This window comes from Pseudomonas sp. GR 6-02, assembly GCF_001655615.1.
Classification (GTDB): Bacteria; Pseudomonadota; Gammaproteobacteria; order Pseudomonadales; family Pseudomonadaceae; genus Aquipseudomonas.
This window is the reverse complement of record NZ_CP011567.1, coordinates 5,322,629-5,344,710: the sequence shown is the minus strand read 5'-3', so window position 1 is coordinate 5,344,710 and position 22,082 is coordinate 5,322,629. Positions and strand designations below refer to the sequence as shown.

Here is a 22,082-nt window from a genome sequence, read left to right as displayed (position 1 = left end):
CGGACTTCCGACTTTAGCGGGGTGCTGGCAGTCCGCCAAGTGCTATTGGTCATTCTGAAAAATAAACTTCAAAAAAACGTCAAAGTGCTTTTTTCTGTCATGTGTTTTGGAGTATTACGAAGACAGACCGCCGAAACCTGCAACACAGGTGGCGTCTTCCAAGACTCCGTTTGGGTTGCAATCACTTGAGTCTGAGCAGGTGATTTCGGTGGCCACTTCGAGGCGCAGCACTGTCATGGTATTGCGTCGACTGGCTCCCACAAAGGTGACCGAGTATGGATGATCACGGACGTAGCCCTTCCAACCAGCCAATCCTTTATGTACTCGATACCAACGTATTGATTCACGATCCAAACGCCCTGCTTAACTTCGAAGAACACCACGTCGCGATCCCGATGACCGTGCTTGAAGAGCTGGACAAGCTCAAGAGCGGGCCTCACAGCGTTGCAGCGGAATGCCGCCAGGCCATTCGGCTGATCGACAAGACCCTGGGCGATGCCAGCCCCGAAGACGTCGAACTCGGCGTTCCGATCCAGCGTGGCAAGGGCGGGCCCAAGGGCTTGCTGTCAATTCTGATGAGCAAGCGTGCCGAGCCGAACATCATTCTGCCCGAGCACCTGAACGACAACATCATCATCAACCAGCTGATCGACCTGCGCGCGCGTGATGCAAAACTGCCCGTGGTGCTGGTCACAAAAGACATCAACATGCGCCTCAAGGCCCGGGCTTGTGGGATCGCGGCCGAGGACTACAGTACCGACCAACTGGTCGACGACGTTTCGTTGCTGCCCAACGGTTACCACAACATGACCGGCTCCTTCTGGGACCGGGTGAGTAAAGTCGAAACCCGGCAGGATCATGGTCGCACCTGGCATCAGGTGCAGCTGATCGACAACCTGCCTGCCGTGCACGTTAACGAGTTCATCATCGACGAACAGGGCTTTGTCGGCTGGATCAAGGAAATCCAGGTCGACAAATTGTTGATCCTCGACCTGCATCAGGAGCCTCTGTTGCACCAGGAAGCCTGGGGCCTGAAACCGCGTGACATCTATCAAAGCCTGGCGCTGTACGCCTTGCTCGATCCGGACATTCATCTGGTGAACCTGTCCGGCGCGGCCGGTTCCGGTAAAACCATCCTGGCCCTGGCGGCGGCCATCGAGCAGACCATGGTCAGCAAACGCTACCGGCGCATCATTGCCACCCGCAGCGTGCAGGGGCTCGACCAGGAAATCGGTTTCCTGCCCGGCACCGAAGCGGAAAAGATGGAGCCTTGGCTGGGCGCCATCACCGACAACCTCGAAGCCTTGCACATGGATGACGAAAACACCCATGGCAGCGTCGACTACATCCTCAGCAAAGTGCCGTTGCAGTTCAAATCCCTCAACTACATTCGAGGCCGTAGCTTCCAGCAGAGTCTGATCCTGATCGATGAATGCCAGAACCTCACGCCGCACCAGATGAAAACCATCATCACCCGTGCTGGCGCCGGTTCCAAAGTGGTGTGCCTGGGCAACCTGGCGCAAATCGACACCCCTTACCTGTCCGCGACCAGCTCCGGGCTGACGTACCTGACCGAACGCTTCAAAGACTTCCCCAACGGTGTACACATCACCCTGCAAGGGGTGCCACGTTCGATTCTGGCCGAATACGCCGAATCGCATCTGTAACCTTGAACCACAAAAACGGGGCGACCTCACGGGTCGCCCCGTTTTTTGTGTCCCGCATTTCCTCTGTAGGAGCGAGGCATGTCGATCGGATAATCGTGCGTGCGGAAAATTGACCCGCAGGTTTACAATCGATGCTCCTGATCAGGAGTAACGCTGTGCTGACTCATCTCGATTCCCAAGGTCGCGCCAATATGGTCGACGTCACCGAAAAAGCCGTGACGTTCCGCGAAGCGACGGCCCAAGCGCTGGTGCGCATGCTGCCCGAAACCCTGCAGTTGATCGTCAGCGGCGGTCATCCCAAGGGTGATGTGTTCGCCGTGGCGCGGATCGCCGGCATCCAGGCGGCGAAGAAAACCAGCGATCTGATTCCTCTGTGCCATCCGTTGATGCTCACCGGCGTCAAGGTCGAACTCAGTGCCGAAGGCGACGACACCGTGCGCATCGTGGCGCGCTGCAAGTTGTCCGGGCAGACCGGCGTCGAGATGGAAGCGCTGACCGCCGCCAGTGTCGCGGCGTTGACCATCTATGACATGTGCAAGGCCGTGGACCGCGGCATGACCATCGAGAGCGTGCGGCTGCTGGAAAAACTCGGCGGCAAGAGCGGCCATTTTCAGGCGGAGCAGCCATGAACGTGACCGTGAAGTTTTTTGCCCGTTACCGTGAGGCGCTCGGCGTGGATTCAGTGAAGGTTGAAGGTGATTTCGCCACGGTTGACGATGTGCGTGCACTGCTGGCCCAACGTGAAGGCGCCGAAGTGTTGAGCGAGCAGAACCTGATGTGCGCCCGCAATGAAGACCTCTGCCAGCTCGATGAGCCGGTCGGCGATGGCGATGAAGTGGCTTTCTTTCCAACCGTGACCGGGGGCTGAGCCATGGCGATTCGTGTGCAGCCCACGCCGTTCGACCCGGGCGCTGAGGTCAACGCCATGCACGCGGCCAATGTGGGCGTCGGTGCGGTGGTGAGTTTTGTCGGCTATGTACGCGACTTCAATGACGGCCTCGACGTCGCCGGGATGTTTCTGGAGCACTACCCGGGCATGACCGAAAAAGCCTTGGGCAAGATTGCCGCGGAGGCCGAGCAGCGCTGGCCGCTGTTGAAGCTGGAAGTGCTGCATCGCATCGGCGCACTGGAGCCGGGCGAGCCGATCGTCTTCGTCGGTGCCGCCAGCGCCCACCGTCAGGCAGCGTTCGATGCCTGCGCCTTTGTCATGGACTACCTGAAAACCCGCGCGCCATTCTGGAAGAAAGAAAACACCAGTGATGGCGCGCGCTGGGTTGAAGGGCGCGACAGCGATCATGCGGCGGCGGATCGCTGGAAGCAGTAATTCCTCCAGTGCTTTCGAATACACCTTCGCGGTCCGACTTGTCCGCGAAGAGGCCTTCTGCATCACCCAAAAATCCACTGATTCCCCTCCCGACCAGAGGCTGGAAGATCTGTATGCGCCCGATTGACGGTTAATACATAAAAGTCCAGTATGGATTTATAAGTACAAAAAAGGCGTTCCCTGTTTCAGCTTTTTCTTCTGTCTTGCCAAACCAACAACAACCCGCGAGAGAACGAACATGAAGAAATTCCCCCTCATCACCGGTCTGGCCCTGAGCCTGTTGGCGTGCAGTAGCGTGTTCGCTGCCGAGAAAAGCCTGCGCATCGGTATTGAAGCGGCCTATCCGCCGTTCGCATCGAAAACCGACAAAGGTGAAATTGTCGGTTTCGACTACGACATTGGCAACGCCCTGTGCGCGCAGATGAAGGTCAAGTGTGTGTGGGTCGAAGGCGAATTCGACGGTCTGATTCCTTCCCTGAAAGTGAAGAAAATCGACATGGCGCTGTCGTCCATGACCATCAATGAAGACCGTAAGAAGTCGGTGGATTTCACCCACAAGTACTACTTCACCTCATCGCGACTGGTGATGAAGGAAGGCGCGGCGGTCGATGACCAGTACGCCAGCCTCAAGGGCAAGACAGTCGGCGTACAGCGCGCAACCACCACGGATCGTTACGCCACCGAGGTTTTCGAACCGAAGGGCATCAACGTCAAGCGTTACGGCAACAACGAAGAAATCTACATGGACCTGGCGGCAGGTCGCCTCGATGCCATTTTTGCCGACACCATTCCATTGAGTGATTTCCTGTCCATGCCGCGCGGCAAGGGTTACGCCTTTGTCGGGCCGGAACTCAAGGATCCGAAATACGTGGGTGAGGGCGCCGGGATTGCCGTGCGCAAGGGCAACACCGAGTTGGTCAGTGAACTGAACGCGGCCATCGACGGCATTCGCGCCAATGGCGAATACCAGAAGATTTCGGAGAAGTACTTCAAGTCCGACATCTACGGCGATTGATCGGAAAAAGATCGCAGCCTTCGGCAGCTCCTAAAGAGGACCACATTTCTCTGTAGGAGCTGGCGCAGCCTGCGATCTTTTGATTTTCAGCCCTTCAATTCCTTCAAATGCTTGTACACCGTCGCCCGGCCCATGTTCAGCACATTGGCCACGTAGTTGGAGGCGCTTTTGCCTTTGAAGGCGCCTTCGGCGTGCAGCGCCAGCACCAGTTCGCGTTTGTGGTCGCGGGTCAGCACATTCAGGCTCAACTGGCGCTCGCGCAGCCAGGCATGCAGAAAAGTGTTGATCCGTTCTTGCCAGTCATCGCGAAACAGTGAGTCCGGTTGCGGAATCAGCTTGGTCGGCGACAGGAACAAATCCAGCGCCGCCTTCGCGTTCTCGAACAACGAGATATTCAGGTTGATGCACAGCACTGCCAGCGGTTGCCCTTCGCTGTCGCGCAGCACGCTGCTGAGGCTGCGAATCTTCTGGCCGTCCCAGTTGAGCTTTTCGTACGGCCCGATGTTTCGTTCACTGACCTCTTCGCTGAGCATGTCCTCCAGCGACGAGTCGTCTCCAATTTCCCGTTTGGACAGGTTGTTGGCGATGTAGTCGACCTTTTGTGTGCGCAGGTCGTGCAGCACCACCTCGGCGTGAGGGAAGAACAACGTGGCGATGGCATCGGCAATCGCGCGGAAGTTGTCCATGGACACATTGTCCAGGGCCGAGTTTTTTTCAGGTGCGTTCATACAGTGGAGCTCCAGGCCAGCGTCAGTGCCCCTTTAAAAAGGGGCACTGGAAGTTTGCCGCAATCGTGTGGGCACGTCACCTGAGGATCAGGATCAACCCAGGCGGGCGGGGGAGAGCATCGCGGCGTCCAGACCGAAACGGGTGAGCTGTTCGGGCAAGGCTTCGCCGCGTACCAGTGCAGCACTGGCCTGGCCCATGGCCGGTGACGTCTGGATGCCGTAGCCGCCTTGTCCCGCCACCCAGAACAGGCCCGGTACGTGTTGATCGAAGCCGGACAGCAAATCCCCGTCGTGCACGAAACTGCGCAAGCCGGCCCAGGTGCGGGTCGGGCGGCGGATGGTCAGGGTGGTGGCCTCTTCGATCTGGTAGATGCCCATGGCGATGTCCAGTTCTTCGGGCTGCACGTCGTGCGGTTCCACCGGATCGGCGTTGGCCGGTGAGCCGAGGAACATGCCGGCGTCGGGTTTCATGTAGAACGATTCATCGAGACTGACCAGCATTGGCCAGTCATGGCTATCCAGGCCCTCGGGGCCGGCGAAGATAAAGGCTGCCCGGCGCTTGGGTTGCAGGCCCAGAGGCCGTGCACCGGCCAGCTCGCCAACCTTGTCGGCCCAGGCGCCGGCGGCGTTGATGATGATCGGGGCGCTGAAGGTCTGAGTGGCGGTTTGAACCTGCCATAGCCCTTCGGTATCCCGGGCCAGGCTCAGCACTTCACTGTCGGTATGCACCTCGCCTTTATTGCGCCGGATACCGCGCAGATAGCCTTGGTGCAGGGCATCGGTATCGATGTCGCTGGCGGTTGGGTCGTAGATCGCGCCATGGACTTTTTCCCGACGCAGGATCGGCAGACGCGCACAGGCTTCGTCGGCGCTGAGCAGTTGCATCTGCGGCACGGTGGCTTTGGCGCTCAGGTATTGATTGTTCAGCTCGGCCGGATCGCCCGTGAAGTCGACGGTCATCTCACCGCGCGGGGTCAGCAGCGGGTGTTCGCAGAAACCGGGCGGTGGTGCATCGAAGAAATCGCGGCTGGCCAGGGTCAATGCCCGAACCTGGGGCGTGCCGTAGGCGGCGGTATAGAGCGCCGCCGAGCGTCCGGTGGAGTGATAGGCCGGATGGGATTCGCGCTCGAGCACAATCACCCGTCCGTGCTGCGACAGCCAGAAACCGGTGGAAGCACCGGCAATCCCGCCGCCGATAATGATGAAATCTGCCTGGCTCATGAACGTCTCCTGATGGGGCGTAAATGCCGAAATTGTTGGGGATCCCTGTGGGAGCGGGTGTTAGCCCAGTAGGCGGTAAATGGCATTGGCCAGTGCGATGTCTTCCAGGCCCAGGCCGATGGAGCGGAAAAACACAGGTCGGTCGTAGTCCGGGCGCTGCACTTTTCCGCTGAGCAAGTCGGGCAGGTCGCCGACTATCGAGCGCTTGTCCCAGCCATGCTGTTCACCGGCGATCAGCATTTCGCCGGCCGAGCTCGGGGTGGTCTGGCGATAGTCGCAGAATACCTGCATGTCATTGAGGCTCTGCGGCGGCACTTCATGGGCACGCGGAGCATTGGTGCTGATGGACGTGATCAGTGCCGGTTTGCTCAACATGGACGGGTCGATCACCGGGCCGGCGGACGAAGTGCAAAGCATGATTACGTCAGCGTCTTGTATCGCGTTGTCGCAACTGTCGGCGAGGGTCAGCCGTGGATCGAGGCTTTCGAGTTGCGCCAGCGTTTCGGCGTTCTTGCCGCGCAAGCTCGGTGAATACAGGCTGATGCTTTGCCAGTCTCGCAGGTTCTTCACATAGTGCAGGTGCGCCTGGGCCACTTTGCCGCTGCCGATGATCGCCAGGCGTTGGGCCTTCAGCGGTGCGAGGGCATCGACCGCCACTGCTGTCGTCGCCGCGGTGCGTGCGGTGGTCAGTTCACCGGCATCGCAGAGCAGCAGCGGCTGGCCGGTCTGCATCGACATCAACAGCGTCCAGGCGGTCACCAATGGGCCTTGCTCACGCACGATGTAGGGCGATGTCTTGACGCCATACACGCCGTCTTCGGCCAGCACGCCCAAGTAGTTGATGAAGTCCCCGGCACCTTTCGGGAATTCCACCAACTGCTGGACCGGTTGCACGGCTTGCCCGGCGGCCAGGTCGCGGAACAGCTTGCGCAGGATCTGCGGCACGTCGACTTGCGCCAACAGTTCGCGGGCCTGGGGTTGGGTGATCACGTAAGGCGTGCTGGGCATGGTCGACTCCGGGTGCTGAAAGTAAACTAATTTGTCCATTATGGACTTTTAGTTGTCTCGAGCAAGCTCCTGTTGAAAAAACCGGACGAAAAAAAAGCGCAGTCCGTCTCCGGCTGCGCCTTTTATTCTGCGACCCGTGTTATGGGCGCTTGCGCTCAACCGCCCGCAGCAGATGCGTCGGTGGCGTTTCACAACTGATCTTGCGACCCAGCAGCGCCTCGATGGACGGTAGCTGGTAGGAGTCGTCTTCACCGGCAAAGCTGATGGACACACCATCGGCGCCGGCACGGCCAGTACGACCGATGCGGTGCACGTAGTCGTCCGGGACTTCCGGCAGGGTGAAGTTGATCACGTGGCTGATGCCGTCGATGTGAATGCCGCGACCGGCCACATCGGTGGCGACCAAAACCCGGATCTTGCCTTCGCGGAAACCTTCCAGGGTCTTGATGCGCTTGTGCTGCGGCACATCGCCGGACAGTTGCGCGGCGTTGACGCCATCGCGCACCAGGCGTTCTTCGATGCGCCGCACTTCGTCCTTGCGGTTGGCGAAGACCATCACCCGTTCCCAGCCGTTATCGTTGACCAGGTTATAGAGCAGTTTGTACTTGTCGGCGCCGGCCACCGCGTAGATGTGTTGCTCGACGTTTTCGCTGGCCACGTTCTGCGCTTCGATCTCGACGATCGACGGGTCGGTGGTCCATTGCTTGGCCAGGTTCATCACGTCGTCGGTGAAGGTCGCGGAGAACAGCAGAGTCTGACGTTCGTTCTTCGGTGGAGTCTGGCGAATGATCTGACGCACCTGCGGGATGAAACCCATGTCGAGCATCCGGTCGGCTTCGTCCAGCACCATGACTTCAACCATGTCCAGGTGCACGTCGCCGCGCTGGTTGAAGTCGAGCAAGCGGCCCGGAGTGGCCACGAGGATGTCGCAGTGACGGGCTTCGAGGTGCTTGAGCTGCTTGTCGAAGTCCATGCCGCCGACAAACGTCATGACGTTGAGGCCGGTGTACTTGGTCAGGTCGGCCGCGTCCTTGGCGATTTGCACCACCAGTTCCCGGGTCGGGGCGATGATCAATGCTCGCGGTTCACCCATGTAGCGTTCTTTGGGTGGCGGGGTTTGCAGCAGCTGCGTGATGATCGAAATCAGGAACGCGGCGGTTTTGCCGGTACCGGTCTGGGCGCGACCGATGGCGTCTTTGCCCGCGAGGGTGAAGCCAAGCACCTGCGCCTGGATCGGCGTGCAATAAGGAAAGCCCAGGTCCTGAATGGCGTGCATCAGTTCGGGGGCGAGTTTGAAATCGTGGAAGCGGGTTTTGCCTTCCTGGGGTTCGACGACGAAGTCTTCGAGTTTCCAGGGGATGACCGGCGCCTTTGGCTTCGGTTCGCGGCGTGGTTTTGCCGGTTTCGGGGCTTCGCTGCGCGGCTGTTCAGAGGCAATGGCCGGAGCAGAGGGGGCGGTCGGTGTGGTCACCGGCTCGTGTTTCGGTGCCGCTACGGTTGCGGTCCGGCCAGGCTGATTACCGTCGGTACGGTGGCTGGGGGTATGAGAAGGAGCGCTGGAGCCTGGCGCGAGCTGCTCAGCCTCGCTTTTACCGAACATTTTCTTGAGTGCTTTGAGCACGGTCATCTCATCAATTGGTTAAGGAATGTACGCCGGCCAGTGTAATGCAAGAATCGGGCGCGGCGTAGTGCGATGGATCAAAGGGTAGCTTTTAGCGCAAACGCTCGGCGAGCCAGACGCCGATGTCGCGAATTTCTTCGGGTAACACTTCGTGGCCCATTGGGTATTCCTGCCATGTCACGGTGACACCATGCTGCTTTAAATACTCGTAGGCGGTCCGGCCCATGGAGTTTTGCACGACGTCATCATACTGACCATGCAACGACAACACGGGAATGCGCTGCTGGCTGGCGGAAAGCTCCAGTTCATCGCTGAATGTCGGGGCATAAGTCGAGAGCGCAAGTACACCGCCCAACGGTCCCTGCCATTTCAGGAAGGCTGTGTGCAAAACCACGGCGCCGCCCTGGGAAAAACCGGCGAGAAAGATCCGCGAGGCGTCTATTCCGCCGGCCTTCTGCACTTCAATCAAATTCACGACCCGTTGCGCGGACTCCTCCAACTGCTCGCGGCTGATGGCGCGTGCCGGGCTCATGGCCAATATGTCGTACCAGCTTGGCATCTCGTAGCCACCATTAATGGTGACGGCGCGGGTCGGAGCCTGGGGCAAAACGAAACGGGTAGTGAGCAGGTTTTCCTGTAGCGCTTCAGCTACCGGCAAAAAATCGTAGCGGTCGGCACCCAGCCCATGCAGCCAGATTACGCAGGCATCTGCGGGCTTGACGGGTTGAAGAATCAGGGGCTCGGTCATGTCTGCTCCATTGTTGTGCGTGCGCTCTCATTGTGTGCGAGGTTCGAGTGCGCCATCGGTTGATCAGTTAAGAAGATGTCGCAAGGTTGAAAGTTTTGCTATTGACCTGTCGCTGAATCGCTTTAGCGAGCGGTCTGGTACGGGCTTTGCTATGGGGAACCCTGTGCAACCAATCTCGTGCCTGGCGGTAACACTATCAGTGTATGGCTAGTCGTGGGATAGCAAAGAATCCGGTGATGGATGTTCGCCAGTGGCCGCTACGGGCTTCGCGAACGTGAAAGGGCTACAGCCCGTTCGGCCGATTGGTGAGAAGTGAGTTATCCATGATGTGGATTTTCTCCTACTAGACTCATAGCGACGGTCCTTACGTCGGTTGACCCTAAAAAAAGCCAACAAGGGTCAGCAACGCCTCAAAAGGGTGCGACAGGGCTCAAGCTCCGACACAACAAGAGCAAAACTGGAGGTTTGAATGAAGATGTTGAAATCCACCCTGGCCGTCGTGACTGCAGCTGCAGTGCTCGGTGTCAGTGGGTTCGCTCAGGCGGGTGCAACCCTGGATGCAGTGCAGAAGAAAGGTTTTGTACAGTGCGGTGTGAGTGACGGTTTGCCGGGTTTCTCGGTTCCGGACTCTACCGGCAAGATCGTTGGCATCGATGCTGACTTCTGCCGCGCTGTAGCTGCTGCAGTGTTTGGTGATGCGACCAAGGTCAAATTCAGCCAGTTGAATGCCAAGGAGCGTTTCACTGCTCTGCAATCCGGCGAAATCGACATGCTGTCGCGCAACTCCACCATGACCAGCTCCCGTGATGCGGGCATGGGCCTGAAGTTTCCTGGCTTCATCACCTATTACGACGGCGTAGGCTTCCTGGCCAACAGCAAGCTGGGCGTGAAAAGTGCCAAGGAACTGGATGGCGCGACCATCTGTATTCAAGCCGGTACCACCACCGAGCTGAACGTGTCCGACTACTTCCGCGCCAACGGCCTGAAGTACACCCCGATCACCTTCGACACTTCCGATGAAAGCGCCAAGTCGCTGGAATCCGGTCGTTGCGACGTGCTGACCTCCGACAAGTCCCAGTTGTATGCACAGCGCAGCAAACTGGCCTCGCCGAAAGATTACATCGTTCTGCCTGAAACCATCTCCAAAGAGCCTTTGGGGCCGGTCGTGCGTAACGGCGACGATGAGTGGCTGGCAATCGTTCGTTGGGTTGGCTACGCGATGCTCAACGCCGAAGAAGCCGGTATCTCTTCGAAGAACGTCGAGGCAGAAGCCAAGTCGACCAAGAACCCGGACGTTGCTCGTCTGCTGGGCGCCGACGGTGAGTACGGCAAGGATCTGAAGCTGCCGAAAGACTGGGTGGTGAAAATCGTCAAGCAGGTCGGTAACTACGGCGAAGTCTTCGAGAGAAACCTCGGCAAGGGCACTCCGCTGGAAATCGATCGTGGCTTGAACGCCCTGTGGACCAACGGCGGCATTCAATACGCACCACCAGTGCGCTGATGGTTCTATCGCCCGGTGGGCCAACCACCGGGTGATGTTCTGTTCCATTATTTCCGGGGCACTTCATGCAAAATTCAATCGGCGCACCAAAGCAGAGGTTCAGCCTCAGCGATCCGCGAGTGCGTGCGTGGCTGTTTCAGATCATTACGGTTCTCGCCGTGGTCGGGATGGGTTGGTACCTGTTCGACAACACTCAAACCAACCTGCAACACCGGGGCATTACCTCCGGTTTTAGCTTTCTTGAGCGCAGCGCCGGTTTCGGCATCGCTCAGCACCTGATCGACTACACCGAATCGGACAGTTATGCCCGGGTGTTTGTCATCGGTCTGCTCAACACCTTGCTGGTGACGTTCATCGGCGTGATCCTGGCGACGATCCTCGGTTTCATCGTCGGTGTGGCACGACTCTCGAAGAACTGGATCATTGCCAAGATGGCGACGGTTTATGTCGAGGTCTTCCGTAACATTCCGCCGCTGCTGCAAATCCTGTTCTGGTACTTCGCGGTGTTTCTCACCATGCCAGGGCCGCGCAATAGCCATAACTTCGGCGACACCTTCTTCGTCAGCAGCCGCGGCCTGAACATGCCGGCAGCGTTGATAGCGAACGGTTTCTGGCCGTTTGTGGCGAGCATCGTCGTGGCCATTGTCGCGATCGTGCTGATGTGCCGCTGGGCCAACAAGCGTTTCGAAGAGACCGGCGTACCGTTCCACAAATTCTGGGTAGGCCTGGCGATGTTCCTGGTGATCCCTGCGTTGTGCGCATTGATCTTCGGCGCGCCGCTGCATTGGGAAATGCCACAGCTGCAAGGTTTCAACTTTGTAGGCGGCTGGGTGCTGATCCCTGAACTGCTGGCACTGACCCTGGCCCTGACGGTGTACACCGCGGCGTTCATCGCCGAAATCGTGCGTTCGGGCATCAAGTCGGTCAGCCACGGCCAGACCGAAGCGGCTCACTCGCTGGGGCTGCGCAACGGTCCGACCCTGCGCAAGGTGATCATCCCGCAAGCCCTGCGTGTGATCATTCCGCCGCTGACCAGCCAATACCTGAACCTGGCGAAAAACTCCTCGCTGGCGGCCGGTATCGGTTATCCGGAGATGGTGTCGTTGTTTGCCGGTACGGTGCTGAACCAGACCGGACAGGCGATCGAAGTCATTGCCATCACCATGAGCGTGTACCTGGCGATCAGTATCAGCATTTCCCTGCTGATGAACTGGTACAACAAGCGCATTGCGCTGATCGAGCGGTAAGGAAGAGCGCATGACGACTCATACTTTCAAACCCGACATGCCTCCACCGAGCAGCAGCATCGGTGTCGTGGCGTGGATGCGGGCGCACATGTTTTCCAGCTGGATCAACACCCTGCTGACGCTGTTCGCGTTCTATCTGATTTACCTGATAGTTCCGCCGCTCGTGAGCTGGGCGATTCTCGACGCCAATTGGGTCGGCACCACCCGTGCCGATTGCACCAAGGCCGGTGCCTGCTGGGTGTTCATTGAGCAGCGCTTCGGCCAGTTCATGTATGGCTACTACCCGGTGGACTTGCGCTGGCGCGTGGACCTGACCGTGTGGCTGGCAGTCATCGGCGTGGCGCCGTTGTTCATCGCACGTGTTCCGCACAAGGCAATCTACGGCCTGAGCTTTCTGGTGCTCTATCCGATCATTGCCTACCTCCTGCTGCACGGTGGTGTATTCGGTCTGAGCCAGGTGGCGACCAGCCAGTGGGGCGGCCTGATGCTGACCCTGGTGATCGCTACCGTTGGTATCGTCGGCGCACTGCCGCTGGGTATCGTGCTGGCCCTGGGCCGTCGTTCGAACATGCCGGCGATTCGGGTGGTCTGCGTGACCTTCATCGAGTTCTGGCGCGGTGTGCCGTTGATCACGGTGCTGTTCATGTCGTCGGTGATGTTGCCGTTGTTCCTGCCCGAAGGCATGAACTTCGACAAATTGCTGCGGGCGTTGATCGGCGTGATCCTGTTCCAGTCGGCCTACATCGCCGAGGTGGTGCGTGGCGGTCTGCAAGCGATCCCTAAAGGTCAGTACGAAGCGGCTGCGGCGATGGGCCTCGGTTACTGGCGCAGCATGGGCCTGGTGATTTTGCCGCAAGCCCTGAAGCTGGTAATCCCTGGCATCGTCAACACCTTCATTGCGCTGTTCAAGGACACGAGCCTGGTGATCATCATCGGCCTGTTCGACTTGCTCAACAGCGTCAAGCAAGCCGCCGCCGACCCGAAATGGTTGGGCATGGCCACTGAAGGCTATGTGTTCGCGGCCCTGGTGTTCTGGATTTTCTGTTTTGGTATGTCCCGCTATTCCATGCATTTGGAACGCAAGCTGGACACTGGCCACAAGCGTTAGGAGCGTAGTTTATGAGTGAAGCGATCAAACAGCCTGTGAGTCCTCAAGGCATTATTCAGATGCAGGGCGTAAACAAGTGGTACGGCCAGTTCCACGTGTTGAAAGACATCAACCTGAACGTCAAGCAGGGCGAGCGTATCGTGCTGTGCGGCCCGTCGGGTTCCGGCAAATCCACCACCATCCGTTGCCTCAATCGCCTGGAAGAACACCAGCAGGGCCGTATCGTGGTCGATGGCGTGGAACTGACCAACGACCTCAAGCAGATCGAAGCGATCCGCCGTGAAGTCGGCATGGTGTTCCAGCACTTCAACCTGTTCCCGCACCTGACCATTCTGCAGAACTGCACCCTGGCGCCGATGTGGGTACGCAAGATGCCCAAGCGCAAGGCCGAAGAAATCGCCATGCATTACCTGGAACGCGTACGCATTCCAGAGCAGGCGCATAAATACCCAGGGCAACTGTCCGGTGGTCAGCAACAGCGTGTGGCGATTGCCCGTGCCCTGTGCATGAAACCGAAAATCATGCTGTTCGACGAACCGACGTCGGCACTCGACCCGGAGATGGTGAAAGAGGTTCTGGACACCATGATCGGCCTGGCCGAAGACGGCATGACCATGCTCTGCGTGACCCACGAAATGGGCTTCGCCCGTACCGTGGCCAACCGCGTGATCTTCATGGACAAGGGTGAAATCGTCGAGCAGGCCGCGCCGAACGACTTCTTCGACAACCCGCAGAACGAGCGGACGAAGTTGTTCCTGAGCCAGATCCTGCATTGATAGGCGCTTGGCAGTGAAATAAACCCGGACTCTGTTCCGGGTTTTTTTTGCTCCAATGAAACGCTCCACCTGCTGACCGCGAACCCTGTAGGAGCCGGCTTGCTGGCGATGGCGGCATACCAGACGCCACCGAGTATCCCGGCTATAGCCATTTGGCATCCCACAATGGGTAATCGTGCACAGGTGTGACAAGCCCCGCACGCAATGGATTGGCAACGATGTATCGGGCGACCGCTTGCAGATCCGCTTCACGGCGAATCGCGCGATCATGGAAACCTCTCTGCCATACCATCCCTCTGCGCTCCAGTCGCGCGTTTACCGCCCGCGCGCTGCGTGATTTGGTTGCCAGCACCAACGCCGACAACGAGTTGTTCTTCAGTTCGACCAGCCAATGAAAATGGTCGGGCATCACCACCCAGGCGAGGGAATCGACCCATTCTTCTGTCTGCGCCTGACGAAAGTGGTCTACCACCAGACGTCCTGCCCGCCAGTCAGTAAAAAACGGGGTGCGATTCCAGGTGACAGCTGTCAGCAGGTAGATTCGGCCGGTTTGGGAATAACGTCCGGCGCGTAAGCGATTGGCATGGGGAAGATCGGGCATTCCATTGCCCTCCTGTGTTTTGAGAGAAACAGAAGGCTAGTACGCAATAGTGAGGGGCATTGCCAAAGTTCAGTTCTGAATGTGTCGGTACGATCGCCATCGCCAGCAAGCCGGCTCCTACAGGGTTTGCGTGAGCCCGTTGCCTTGTCGGACGAAGCTGACTAACATGTCAGAAAATTCATCCTATGATTGGATGAAAGGGCGAATTCTATGTCAGATATTTCTCCATTAATTAAACGGTCCTTGGTCGATCAGGCCCTGGACCAGCTGCGCCTGCGCATTAATCAAGGTGTCTGGACGGTCGGCCAGCGTTTGCCCACCGAGCCGGAATTGGCGACGGAGCTGGGCATCAGCCGCAACACCGTGCGCGAAGCCATGCGCGTGTTGGCGTTTTCCGGGTTGATCGAGATCCGCCAGGGCGACGGCAGCTACCTGCGGGCGGTAGTCGATCCATTGGATACGATGAAGGCGCTGTCCCGCTGCTCTCAGGAACAGGCTCGGGAAACCCGGCACATTCTGGAAGTCGAAGCCATCGGTCTGGCTGCATTACGCCGCACCGATGAAGACCTGGTGGCGTTGCGCGAGGCGCTGGGCGTCAGCGGCAGTCACTACCACGGCGATCTCGACACCTACATCGCCTGTGACCTGGTGTTTCACCGTCGTCTGGTGGACGCGGCGCACAACCCGACCCTCAGCGAGCTGTATCGCTACTTTTCCAGCGTCGTGGGCGCGCAGTTGCGTCAGACCCTGAACGTCACCCCCCGACGCCAAGCGGTGTTCGACCTGCATATCGAGCTGCTCGATGCCGTCGAACAACGCGACCCGGAACGGGCCAAAGCCCTGATGAGGCAATTGATCAATGAACCTTGAAACCGAGAATCCGATGTCCAGTCAGCAGGCGAGCCACAGCCGCATCACCGAGCTCAAGCGGACGGCGGAGCTCGAAGAGCTGTTGATCGATGCCGAGGCCGATGATGCAGAGGTTCAGCGAAGTCACCCGCTCCTGCGGCGCCCGTGGCTGTTGCTGCTGGGGCTGATTCTGGTGGCGCTGAACTTGCGTCCGGCGCTGTCGAGCATGGCGCCGATGCTCAGCGAGGTCTCGAAAACACTGGGGCTATCGGCTGCCCAGGCCGGTTTGCTGACCACCTTGCCGGTGCTTTGCCTTGGTCTGTTCGCGCCGTTGGCGCCGGTGCTTGCGCGACGTTTTGGTGCCGAGCGGGTGGTGCTGGGGATTCTCCTGATGTTGGCCGGCGGGATTATTCTGCGCAGCTCGTTCGGCGAGATCGGCCTTTTCGCCGGCAGCGTGCTGGCCGGCGCCAGCATCGGGGTGATCGGCGTGCTGCTGCCCGGCATCGTCAAGCGCGACTTCTCGAAACAGGCCGGCACCATGACCGGCGTCTACACCATGGCCCTGTGCCTGGGCGCGGCCATGGCGGCGGGCGCGACCGTGCCGTTGAGCGAACATTTCGATAAGAGTTGGGCGCTGGGCCTTGGCTTCTGGGTGGTTCCGGCCTTGGTCGCGGCGATGTTCTGGCTGCCGCAAGTCGGTCAGAAACACGGCGCACATAACGTTGCCTATCGGGTCCGAGGCCTGTTGCGCGATCCGCTGGCCTGGCAAGTGACCTTGTACATGGGCCTGCAATCGTCTCTGGCCTACATCGTATTCGGTTGGCTGCCGTCGATTCTGATCGGTCGCGGTCTGACGCCAACCCAGGCCGGTCTGGTGCTGTCGGGTTCGGTGATTGTCCAGTTGATCAGCTCGCTGGCCGCACCGTGGCTGGCGACCCGTGGCAAGGATCAGCGGCTGGCGATCGTGATCGTCATGGCAATGACCCTCGGCGGCTTGTTCGGTTGCCTGTATGCGCCGATCGAAGGTCTGTGGGGCTGGGCAATCCTGCTGGGACTGGGGCAGGGTGCTACGTTCAGCCTGGCATTGACCCTGATCGTGCTGCGCTCGAGGGATGCCCATGTCGCCGCCAACCTGTCGAGCATGGCCCAGGGTTTCGGCTACACCCTGGCATCCATGGGGCCGTTCGCGGTCGGTGTGGTGCATGACTGGACTGGCGGCTGGAGCGCTCTGGGCTGGATCTTCGGTGTCATTGGTCTCGGCGCGATCATCGCCGGCCTAGGTGCCGGGCGTTCGCTGTACGTGCAGGTCGAAAGCGAAAAGATCTGATTCGCACACACTGTCGGTATTCGGGGTACGAATGCTGATGGTGTTTCGTCTGTTTGCAGATTATCGTGCTGGCAATCTGCCTATTTTCCGGAGCCTGCCCATGAGTGATGCCCACAACGCCTTGATCACCCGGTTCTACCAAGCCTTTCAGCGGCTGGATGCCGAGGCCATGAGCGCCTGCTACACCGACGACGTGGTGTTCAGTGATCCGGCGTTCGGCGAGCTGCGCGGGCGCGATGCCGGCGATATGTGGCGCATGCTCACCACCCGCGCCAAGGACTTCTCCCTGACCTTCGATAACGTGCGCAGCGATGAGCGCACTGGCGGCGCCCATTGGGTGGCGACGTACCTGTTCAGCCAGACCGGCAATATCGTGGTCAACGACATTCAGGCGCGTTTCGTATTTCGCGACGGCAAGATCTGCGAGCACCACGACAGTTTTGATCTGTGGCGCTGGTCGCGTCAGGCGCTGGGTTTCAAAGGGCTGTTGCTGGGCTGGACGCCGGTGGTGAGAAACGCCGTGCGTGCTCAGGCCTTGAAGGGCCTGAAGGCATTCCAGGCCAGTCGCTGATAAGATCGCGGCTTGTTTTCTTTCAAGCCTTGATCGTCACGTGAGCACCTCGAGCGAATCTTCCGTCATTGCCGCCGAACCGTCGGTGCCTGTCAGCAAACCCTGGTTCGTTTACCTCGTTCGCGCGGCCAATGGTTCGCTCTACTGCGGGATCAGCGACGATCCCGTACGTCGCTTCGCCACCCATCAGAGTGGCAAGGGCGCGCGTTTCTTCCTGTCGAGCCCGGCCGTGGCGCTGGTTTATACCGAGCGCTGCCGCGATAAAGGCGAAGCGCTGCGCCAGGAGCGTTTGATCAAGAAACTCAAGAAAAGCGCCAAGGAATGTCTGGTGGCGAGTGCGGCTGCGGGCTTATCAATCTGACTGATAAGTGCTCATCAGGCAGATGGGTAGGCTGCCTGCCGATTGCGCGCTAAGCTGCGGGCTCCTTATCCGAGCGGCGGAGCCGAGCATGTCCGAGTTGATTCTGCATCATTACCCGACGTCCCCTTTCGCCGAAAAGGCCCGCTTGCTGCTGGGCTTCAAGGGGTTGTCCTGGCGCTCTGTGATGATCTCGCCGGTGATGCCCAAGCCCGATCTGACAGCCCTGACCGGCGGCTACCGCAAGACGCCGGTGTTGCAGATCGGTGCTGATGTCTATTGCGATACCGCGTTGATCGCTCGTCGTCTGGAGCAGGAAAAAGCTTCACCGGCGTTTTTCCCGGAAGGCCAGGAAATGGTCACGGCGACCTTCGCGGCATGGGCCGATTCGGTGGTGTTCCAGCATGCAGTCAGCCTGGTGTTCCAGCCAGAATCGGTAGCGGTGCGCTTCGGCAAATTGTCGCCGGAAGCGATCAAGGCATTTCTGGCCGATCGCTCCGGCTTGTTCAGCGGTGGCAGTGCCACTCGGTTGTCGGCCGAGCAGGCAAAGCATCAGTGGCCAACGATCATGGCGCGTCTGGAGCAGCAGCTTGAGCGTGAGCAGGGGGACTTCCTGTTCGGCGAACCGTCGATTGCCGACTTTGCCCTGGCTCACTCGCTGTGGTTCCTCAAGGCGACGCACGTGACGTCACCGTTGGTGGATGCTTATCCGGCCGTTTCGGCGTGGTTTGGCCGCGTGATGGGTTTTGGTCATGGCGCGTTCAGCGAGATGACGGCCGAGCAAGCGCTAGAGATTGCCCGCAATGCCACACCGGCCCCGTTGCCGGATGAGCAGTTCGATGAGCCGAACGGGTTCGAGGTTGGCCAGCAGGTGGTAATCGCGGCGACTGATTACGGGGTTGATCCGGTGGCGGGTGAGTTGATGTTTGCCGGCAGCGAAGAGTTGATTCTGCGCCGTGAAGACGAGCGGGCCGGTGTGGTGCATGTGCACTTTCCGCGGTTCGGGTTTCGCATAGAGGCTTGCTGACGTACGCACCTGTGGCGAGGGGGCTTGCCCCCGTTGGGTCGCGAAGCGCCCCCAGGATTTCGATGAGAAAACCGTATCCACGGGAAATTGCGACTGCTGCGCAGCCGAACGGGGGCAAGCCCCCTCGCCACAGGATTGTTTGAAGCTGATGGTTATTTCAGCGCCGCAAGCACCTGGTCCGGGTCATACCCGCGAATCAACGTTCCATTCACATCGATGATCGGAATCCCGCGTCCGCCGAGTGCCTCATAGGCTTTGCGCGCCACGGCATCCTTCTCGATATCGAATTCCTTGTACGGAATGCCTTTCTGATCGAGGAAGCGCCGGGTCAGCTTGCAGTAGCCGCACCAGTCAGTGGCGTAGAGCACGACGTTGGCCTTGGCCTGGGTCTGCTCGGACACCACCTGCGAGGGGTGAAGCACCCGCTCGATCTTGCCCCAGTTCTGGTAAACCACAACCACCAGCAGGATCAGCAGGAATTTTTTCAACACGCCACCGAGCATCAGTTGCGTCGCTTGAGCTGGTCGGTCAGTTGGGTCGGCAGGCCTTTGATGATCAGCGTGCCGGCCTCCTCGTCGTATTCGATCTTCGAACCCAACAGGTGCGCTTCGAAGCTGATCGACAGGCCTTCGGCGCGACCGGTGAAGCGGCGGAACTGGTTCAGGGTACGCTTGTCCGCCGGGATCTCCGGGGACAGGCCGTAGTCCTTGTTGCGGATGTGATCGTAGAAGGCTTTCGGGCGATCTTCGTCGATCAGTCCGGACAACTCTTCCAGGCCCATGGGCTCGCCCATTTTGGCCTGGCTGCTGGCGTAATCCACCAGGGTCTTGGTCTTCTCACGCGCGGACTCTTCCGGCAGGTCTTCGCTTTCGACGAAGTCACTGAACGCCTTGAGCAGAGTGCGGGTTTCACCGGGGCCGTCGACGCCTTCCTGGCAGCCGATGAAGTCGCGGAAGTACTCCGAAACCTTTTTGCCGTTCTTGCCTTTGATGAACGAGATGTACTGCTTGGACTGCTTGTTGTTCTGCCACTCGGAGACGTTTATCCGCGCCGCCAGGTGCAACTGGCCAAGGTCCAGATGTCGCGAAGGGGTCACGTCCAGCTGATCGGTCACCGCCACGCCTTCGCTGTGGTGCAGCAGGGCGATGGCCAGGTAATCGGTCATGCCTTGCTGGTAATGCGCAAACAGCACATGGCCACCGACCGAGAGGTTGGATTCTTCCATCAGCTTTTGCAGATGCTCGACCGCCACCCGGCTGAAGGCCGTGAAGTCACGACCACCGTCGAGGTATTCCTTCAGCCAGCCGCTGAATGGAAATGCACCGGACTCCGGATGGAACAGCCCCCAGGCTTTGCCCTGTTTGGCGTTATAGCTTTCATTCAAGTCGGCGAGCATGTTCTCGATGGCCGCGGACTCAGCCAGTTCAGAGTCGCGGGCGTGAAGAACTGCGGGTGTGCCGTCGGGTTTTTTGTCGATCAGGTGGACGATGCAATGACGGATCGGCATGGGCTTCTCGGCTGATTGGAGAGAGGAGGGCGTGCTCCCCCGAAAAAGCGCCCAGTGTACCGCAACCACTGGTTTTGGCGTGGTCCGAAGGGCAATTCGAAGCTCTCCGGCGACCCTGATGTGATTTTTTCCCGATTTAGAGCAATAAAGCTGACCAAATGGGTAGCTAGAGGCGGATATTTCCCCGTCTCTGTGCTAGTTTTGCCCGGTCTTACGCGAAGTCACTGCGTTAAGCGTGCATTCAGCATTTGTCAGGTCGAACCAAACCCTGATTTCGGTATCTATAACCCCGACTCGTCGTGGTTATGGCCGAGGGTGCCAGATCCAGAAGATCGGGCTCGATGGCTGACACTGCACTCTGCAATCCATATGAATTTGATAGGGAAGGAACACTACAATGGCTCTTACTAAAGACCAACTGATCGCCGACATCGCTGAAGCTATCGACGCGCCAAAAACCACCGCGCGTAACGCTCTGGACCAACTGGGCCAAATCGTTGCCGATCAGCTGGAAAACGGCGGCGAAATCACTCTGCCAGGTATCGGCAAGCTGAAAGTGACTGAGCGTCCTGCCCGTACCGGCCGCAACCCTTCGACTGGCGCTGCCATCGAAATCGCTGCCAAGAAAGTGATCAAGCTGGTTGTGGCCAAAGGCCTGACCGACGCTGTCAACAAGTAAGACTTGTTAAAAAAACCGTGCTCCGGAGCAATCCGGGCACGGTTTTTTTGTGTCTGCGATTCAGCGATTGATCAGGCTCAATCGCTGTCTCGGTTGTTACTCAGCTTTTGCGGGCCCAGCGCTCGCGCCAGACCTGTTGCTCGGATTTGGTCTGGAAGGTCCAGGCGACGAAGCGACTTTGCTTCTGCCCTTGGGACATTTCCACGACCTGGCTTTCCAATACGCCGGCCTTTTTCAGCGCCGTCTGGATCGCCGGCAGGTTCGAGGCTTTCGAGACCAGGGTGCTGAACCAAAGCACTTTGTGTTGAAAGTGCGCGCTCTCGGCGATTAGTTGCGTCACAAACCGTGCCTCGCCACCTTCACACCACAGTTCGGCCGATTGCCCGCCAAAGTTCAGCACCGGCAGTTTGCGTTTTGGATCGGCGCGGCCCAGCGCGCGCCATTTACGCACGCTACCCTTGGTCGCCTCGTCCATCGAGGCGTGGAACGGCGGGTTGCACATCGTCAGGTCAAAGCGTTCGCCAGGTTCGAGCAAGCCCAACAGAATGTGCTTGGGATTAGTTTGCTGGCGAAGCTGGATGGCTTTGTTCAGCCCGTTGGACTGCACGATGGCTTTGGCTGAGGCTACGGCTATCGGGTCGATTTCCGAGCCGAGGAAGTGCCAACGGTAGTCGCTGTAGCCGATCAGCGGATAGACGCAGTTGGCGCCCATGCCGATATCGAGCACCTTGACCGGCGCGCCGCGAGGGATCTCGCCGTCGTTGACGCTGGCCAGCAGGTCGGCCAGGAAGTGCACGTAGTCGGCACGGCCCGGAACCGGCGGGCACAGGTAGTCGGCCGGGATGTCCCAATGGGCGATGCCGTAGAACGCCTTGAGCAGCGCCCGGTTGAACACCCGCACCGCGTCCGGGCTGGCGAAGTCGATGCTCTCCTTGCCGTACGGATTGATGATCACGAACTTCGCCAGTTCCGGCGTGCTCTTGATCAGCGCCGGGAAGTCGTAACGACCCTGATGGCGATTGCGCGGGTGCAGGCTGGCCTTCTCGCGTGGCTCCACGGCTTTGGCCGGGGTCGCGGGTTTAGGCTTTTTGCGCGCAGGTTTGGGTGTGCTGGGGGCGGTCATGGGCGAGGTCGATTCGGGTATGGCTAAAAGTGGCGGGTATTGTCCCACATCCAGCTGCTGGTCACCCAATTGTGAA

The 22,082-nt window shown here is 59.2% G+C and carries 24 protein-coding genes; 15 read left to right on the top strand and 9 right to left on the bottom strand.

Translation table 11 applies throughout. From position 1 onward, the window contains the following. The first annotated feature begins 275 nt into the window (after positions 1 to 275). The 5 genes from PGR6_RS23585 to PGR6_RS23565 all read left to right on the top strand — a co-directional run bounded on the left by PGR6_RS23585 (position 276) and on the right by PGR6_RS23565 (position 4,006). Positions 276 to 1,667 carry a PhoH family protein gene (locus tag PGR6_RS23585; protein ID WP_018927120.1) on the top strand — a complete coding sequence of 464 codons (1,392 nt, stop codon included), beginning with the start codon at positions 276 to 278 and terminating at the stop codon, positions 1,665 to 1,667. Positions 1,668 to 1,822: 155 nt separating this feature from the next. Continuing rightward, on the top strand, positions 1,823 to 2,296 hold the full coding sequence (gene moaC / locus PGR6_RS23580; RefSeq protein ID WP_028940343.1) for a cyclic pyranopterin monophosphate synthase MoaC: 474 nt from the start codon (positions 1,823 to 1,825) through the stop codon (positions 2,294 to 2,296). Further along, on the top strand, positions 2,293 to 2,535 hold the full coding sequence (gene moaD / locus PGR6_RS23575; RefSeq protein WP_018927118.1) for a molybdopterin converting factor subunit 1: 243 nt from the start codon (positions 2,293 to 2,295) through the stop codon (positions 2,533 to 2,535). The genes moaC and moaD overlap by 4 nt, the downstream gene beginning before the upstream one ends. 3 nt (positions 2,536 to 2,538) lie before the next feature. After that, complete coding sequence (gene moaE, locus PGR6_RS23570) at positions 2,539 to 2,991, top strand: molybdopterin synthase catalytic subunit MoaE (protein WP_018927117.1); 453 nt, start codon at positions 2,539 to 2,541, stop codon at positions 2,989 to 2,991. A 238-nt stretch (positions 2,992 to 3,229) separates the two neighbouring features. Beyond that, complete coding sequence (locus tag PGR6_RS23565) at positions 3,230 to 4,006, top strand: ABC transporter substrate-binding protein (protein WP_064620181.1); 777 nt, start codon at positions 3,230 to 3,232, stop codon at positions 4,004 to 4,006. An 86-nt stretch (positions 4,007 to 4,092) separates the two neighbouring features. Here PGR6_RS23565 and PGR6_RS23560 read toward each other — a convergent pair whose 3' ends face one another. From PGR6_RS23560 to PGR6_RS23540, 5 genes are all read right to left on the bottom strand, one after another. Next, positions 4,093 to 4,734 carry a helix-turn-helix transcriptional regulator gene (locus PGR6_RS23560; protein WP_018927115.1) on the bottom strand — a complete coding sequence of 214 codons (642 nt, stop codon included), beginning with the start codon at positions 4,732 to 4,734 and terminating at the stop codon, positions 4,093 to 4,095. 93 nt (positions 4,735 to 4,827) lie between these two features. Further along, complete coding sequence (locus tag PGR6_RS23555) at positions 4,828 to 5,955, bottom strand: NAD(P)/FAD-dependent oxidoreductase (protein WP_064620178.1); 1,128 nt, start codon at positions 5,953 to 5,955, stop codon at positions 4,828 to 4,830. Between the two features lie 60 nt (positions 5,956 to 6,015). Further along, on the bottom strand, positions 6,016 to 6,963 hold the full coding sequence (locus PGR6_RS23550; protein WP_177343104.1) for an ornithine cyclodeaminase family protein: 948 nt from the start codon (positions 6,961 to 6,963) through the stop codon (positions 6,016 to 6,018). A 139-nt stretch (positions 6,964 to 7,102) separates the two neighbouring features. After that, complete coding sequence (gene rhlB / locus PGR6_RS23545; RefSeq protein WP_018927112.1) at positions 7,103 to 8,590, bottom strand: ATP-dependent RNA helicase RhlB; 1,488 nt, start codon at positions 8,588 to 8,590, stop codon at positions 7,103 to 7,105. Positions 8,591 to 8,675: 85 nt separating this feature from the next. Further along, entirely contained in the window at positions 8,676 to 9,332 is a 657-nt protein-coding gene (locus PGR6_RS23540; protein WP_018927111.1) for an alpha/beta hydrolase, read from the bottom strand. A gap of 469 nt (positions 9,333 to 9,801) precedes the next feature. Between PGR6_RS23540 and PGR6_RS23535 the strand changes: the two genes are divergently transcribed. The 4 genes from PGR6_RS23535 to PGR6_RS23520 all read left to right on the top strand — a co-directional run bounded on the left by PGR6_RS23535 (position 9,802) and on the right by PGR6_RS23520 (position 13,964). Further along, positions 9,802 to 10,833 (top strand): amino acid ABC transporter substrate-binding protein, encoded by a 1,032-nt coding sequence (locus PGR6_RS23535; RefSeq protein ID WP_018927110.1) that lies wholly within the window; start codon positions 9,802 to 9,804, stop codon positions 10,831 to 10,833. 65 nt (positions 10,834 to 10,898) lie between these two features. Beyond that, positions 10,899 to 12,080, top strand: a complete 1,182-nt coding sequence (locus tag PGR6_RS23530) for an amino acid ABC transporter permease (RefSeq protein ID WP_018927109.1) — start codon at positions 10,899 to 10,901, stop codon at positions 12,078 to 12,080. 10 nt (positions 12,081 to 12,090) lie between these two features. Further along, a complete protein-coding gene (locus PGR6_RS23525; protein WP_018927108.1) occupies positions 12,091 to 13,188 on the top strand; it encodes an amino acid ABC transporter permease in 1,098 nt (365 codons plus the stop codon). Between the two features lie 11 nt (positions 13,189 to 13,199). Further along, complete coding sequence (locus PGR6_RS23520; protein ID WP_007936266.1) at positions 13,200 to 13,964, top strand: amino acid ABC transporter ATP-binding protein; 765 nt, start codon at positions 13,200 to 13,202, stop codon at positions 13,962 to 13,964. 142 nt (positions 13,965 to 14,106) lie between these two features. Here PGR6_RS23520 and PGR6_RS23515 read toward each other — a convergent pair whose 3' ends face one another. Beyond that, entirely contained in the window at positions 14,107 to 14,565 is a 459-nt protein-coding gene (locus PGR6_RS23515; RefSeq protein WP_064620172.1) for an REP-associated tyrosine transposase, read from the bottom strand. Positions 14,566 to 14,775: 210 nt separating this feature from the next. Between PGR6_RS23515 and PGR6_RS23510 the strand changes: the two genes are divergently transcribed. From PGR6_RS23510 to PGR6_RS23490, 5 genes are all read left to right on the top strand, one after another. Next, a complete protein-coding gene (locus tag PGR6_RS23510; protein ID WP_018927106.1) occupies positions 14,776 to 15,435 on the top strand; it encodes a FadR/GntR family transcriptional regulator in 660 nt (219 codons plus the stop codon). Next, positions 15,425 to 16,741: a CynX/NimT family MFS transporter gene (locus tag PGR6_RS23505; RefSeq protein ID WP_064620169.1), complete on the top strand. Its 1,317-nt coding sequence runs from the start codon at positions 15,425 to 15,427 to the stop codon at positions 16,739 to 16,741. Before PGR6_RS23510 ends, PGR6_RS23505 begins: the two co-directional genes overlap by 11 nt. A 100-nt stretch (positions 16,742 to 16,841) precedes the next feature. Then, positions 16,842 to 17,312: a nuclear transport factor 2 family protein gene (locus PGR6_RS23500; RefSeq protein ID WP_019581088.1), complete on the top strand. Its 471-nt coding sequence runs from the start codon at positions 16,842 to 16,844 to the stop codon at positions 17,310 to 17,312. Between the two features lie 40 nt (positions 17,313 to 17,352). Then, positions 17,353 to 17,673, top strand: a complete 321-nt coding sequence (locus PGR6_RS23495) for a GIY-YIG nuclease family protein (RefSeq protein WP_018927103.1) — start codon at positions 17,353 to 17,355, stop codon at positions 17,671 to 17,673. Between the two features lie 88 nt (positions 17,674 to 17,761). Further along, positions 17,762 to 18,697 carry a glutathione S-transferase family protein gene (locus PGR6_RS23490; RefSeq protein WP_064620166.1) on the top strand — a complete coding sequence of 312 codons (936 nt, stop codon included), beginning with the start codon at positions 17,762 to 17,764 and terminating at the stop codon, positions 18,695 to 18,697. A 152-nt stretch (positions 18,698 to 18,849) separates the two neighbouring features. Here the strand turns inward: PGR6_RS23490 and PGR6_RS23485 are convergent, their stop codons facing one another. Continuing rightward, complete coding sequence (locus PGR6_RS23485) at positions 18,850 to 19,200, bottom strand: glutaredoxin family protein (RefSeq protein ID WP_018927101.1); 351 nt, start codon at positions 19,198 to 19,200, stop codon at positions 18,850 to 18,852. After that, the gene (yejK, locus tag PGR6_RS23480; protein WP_019581084.1) at positions 19,200 to 20,204 is read right to left on the bottom strand and encodes a nucleoid-associated protein YejK; all 1,005 of its coding nucleotides are present in this window, start codon (positions 20,202 to 20,204) and stop codon (positions 19,200 to 19,202) included. The genes PGR6_RS23485 and yejK overlap by 1 nt, the downstream gene beginning before the upstream one ends. A gap of 397 nt (positions 20,205 to 20,601) precedes the next feature. On the opposite strand from yejK, the gene PGR6_RS23475 reads away from it, so the two are divergent. Further along, positions 20,602 to 20,883 (top strand): HU family DNA-binding protein, encoded by a 282-nt coding sequence (locus tag PGR6_RS23475; protein ID WP_007905514.1) that lies wholly within the window; start codon positions 20,602 to 20,604, stop codon positions 20,881 to 20,883. A gap of 100 nt (positions 20,884 to 20,983) precedes the next feature. On the opposite strand, the gene rlmF is transcribed toward PGR6_RS23475, so the two are convergent. Further along, complete coding sequence (rlmF, locus tag PGR6_RS23470; RefSeq protein ID WP_018927099.1) at positions 20,984 to 22,006, bottom strand: 23S rRNA (adenine(1618)-N(6))-methyltransferase RlmF; 1,023 nt, start codon at positions 22,004 to 22,006, stop codon at positions 20,984 to 20,986. Positions 22,007 to 22,082 lie beyond the last annotated feature (76 nt).

What these genes read in the sequence shown, in the direction of transcription:
- rlmF (WP_018927099.1), bottom strand. Translation starts at nt 22,006, where the DNA reads ATGACCGCCCCCAGCACACCCAAACCTGCGCGCAAAAAGCCTAAACCC.
- PGR6_RS23560 (WP_018927115.1), bottom strand. Translation starts at nt 4,734, where the DNA reads ATGAACGCACCTGAAAAAAACTCGGCCCTGGACAATGTGTCCATGGAC.
- PGR6_RS23585 (WP_018927120.1), top strand. Translation starts at nt 276, where the DNA reads ATGGATGATCACGGACGTAGCCCTTCCAACCAGCCAATCCTTTATGTA.
- moaE (WP_018927117.1), top strand. Translation starts at nt 2,539, where the DNA reads ATGGCGATTCGTGTGCAGCCCACGCCGTTCGACCCGGGCGCTGAGGTC.
- PGR6_RS23555 (WP_064620178.1), bottom strand. Translation starts at nt 5,955, where the DNA reads ATGAGCCAGGCAGATTTCATCATTATCGGCGGCGGGATTGCCGGTGCT.
- rhlB (WP_018927112.1), bottom strand. Translation starts at nt 8,590, where the DNA reads ATGACCGTGCTCAAAGCACTCAAGAAAATGTTCGGTAAAAGCGAGGCT.
- moaD (WP_018927118.1), top strand. Translation starts at nt 2,293, where the DNA reads ATGAACGTGACCGTGAAGTTTTTTGCCCGTTACCGTGAGGCGCTCGGC.
- PGR6_RS23485 (WP_018927101.1), bottom strand. Translation starts at nt 19,200, where the DNA reads ATGCTCGGTGGCGTGTTGAAAAAATTCCTGCTGATCCTGCTGGTGGTT.
- PGR6_RS23565 (WP_064620181.1), top strand. Translation starts at nt 3,230, where the DNA reads ATGAAGAAATTCCCCCTCATCACCGGTCTGGCCCTGAGCCTGTTGGCG.
- PGR6_RS23500 (WP_019581088.1), top strand. Translation starts at nt 16,842, where the DNA reads ATGAGTGATGCCCACAACGCCTTGATCACCCGGTTCTACCAAGCCTTT.
- PGR6_RS23490 (WP_064620166.1), top strand. Translation starts at nt 17,762, where the DNA reads ATGTCCGAGTTGATTCTGCATCATTACCCGACGTCCCCTTTCGCCGAA.
- PGR6_RS23550 (WP_177343104.1), bottom strand. Translation starts at nt 6,963, where the DNA reads ATGCCCAGCACGCCTTACGTGATCACCCAACCCCAGGCCCGCGAACTG.
- yejK (WP_019581084.1), bottom strand. Translation starts at nt 20,204, where the DNA reads ATGCCGATCCGTCATTGCATCGTCCACCTGATCGACAAAAAACCCGAC.
- PGR6_RS23535 (WP_018927110.1), top strand. Translation starts at nt 9,802, where the DNA reads ATGAAGATGTTGAAATCCACCCTGGCCGTCGTGACTGCAGCTGCAGTG.
- PGR6_RS23520 (WP_007936266.1), top strand. Translation starts at nt 13,200, where the DNA reads ATGAGTGAAGCGATCAAACAGCCTGTGAGTCCTCAAGGCATTATTCAG.
- PGR6_RS23540 (WP_018927111.1), bottom strand. Translation starts at nt 9,332, where the DNA reads ATGACCGAGCCCCTGATTCTTCAACCCGTCAAGCCCGCAGATGCCTGC.
- PGR6_RS23505 (WP_064620169.1), top strand. Translation starts at nt 15,425, where the DNA reads ATGAACCTTGAAACCGAGAATCCGATGTCCAGTCAGCAGGCGAGCCAC.
- PGR6_RS23475 (WP_007905514.1), top strand. Translation starts at nt 20,602, where the DNA reads ATGGCTCTTACTAAAGACCAACTGATCGCCGACATCGCTGAAGCTATC.
- PGR6_RS23530 (WP_018927109.1), top strand. Translation starts at nt 10,899, where the DNA reads ATGCAAAATTCAATCGGCGCACCAAAGCAGAGGTTCAGCCTCAGCGAT.
- PGR6_RS23515 (WP_064620172.1), bottom strand. Translation starts at nt 14,565, where the DNA reads ATGCCCGATCTTCCCCATGCCAATCGCTTACGCGCCGGACGTTATTCC.
- PGR6_RS23510 (WP_018927106.1), top strand. Translation starts at nt 14,776, where the DNA reads ATGTCAGATATTTCTCCATTAATTAAACGGTCCTTGGTCGATCAGGCC.
- PGR6_RS23525 (WP_018927108.1), top strand. Translation starts at nt 12,091, where the DNA reads ATGACGACTCATACTTTCAAACCCGACATGCCTCCACCGAGCAGCAGC.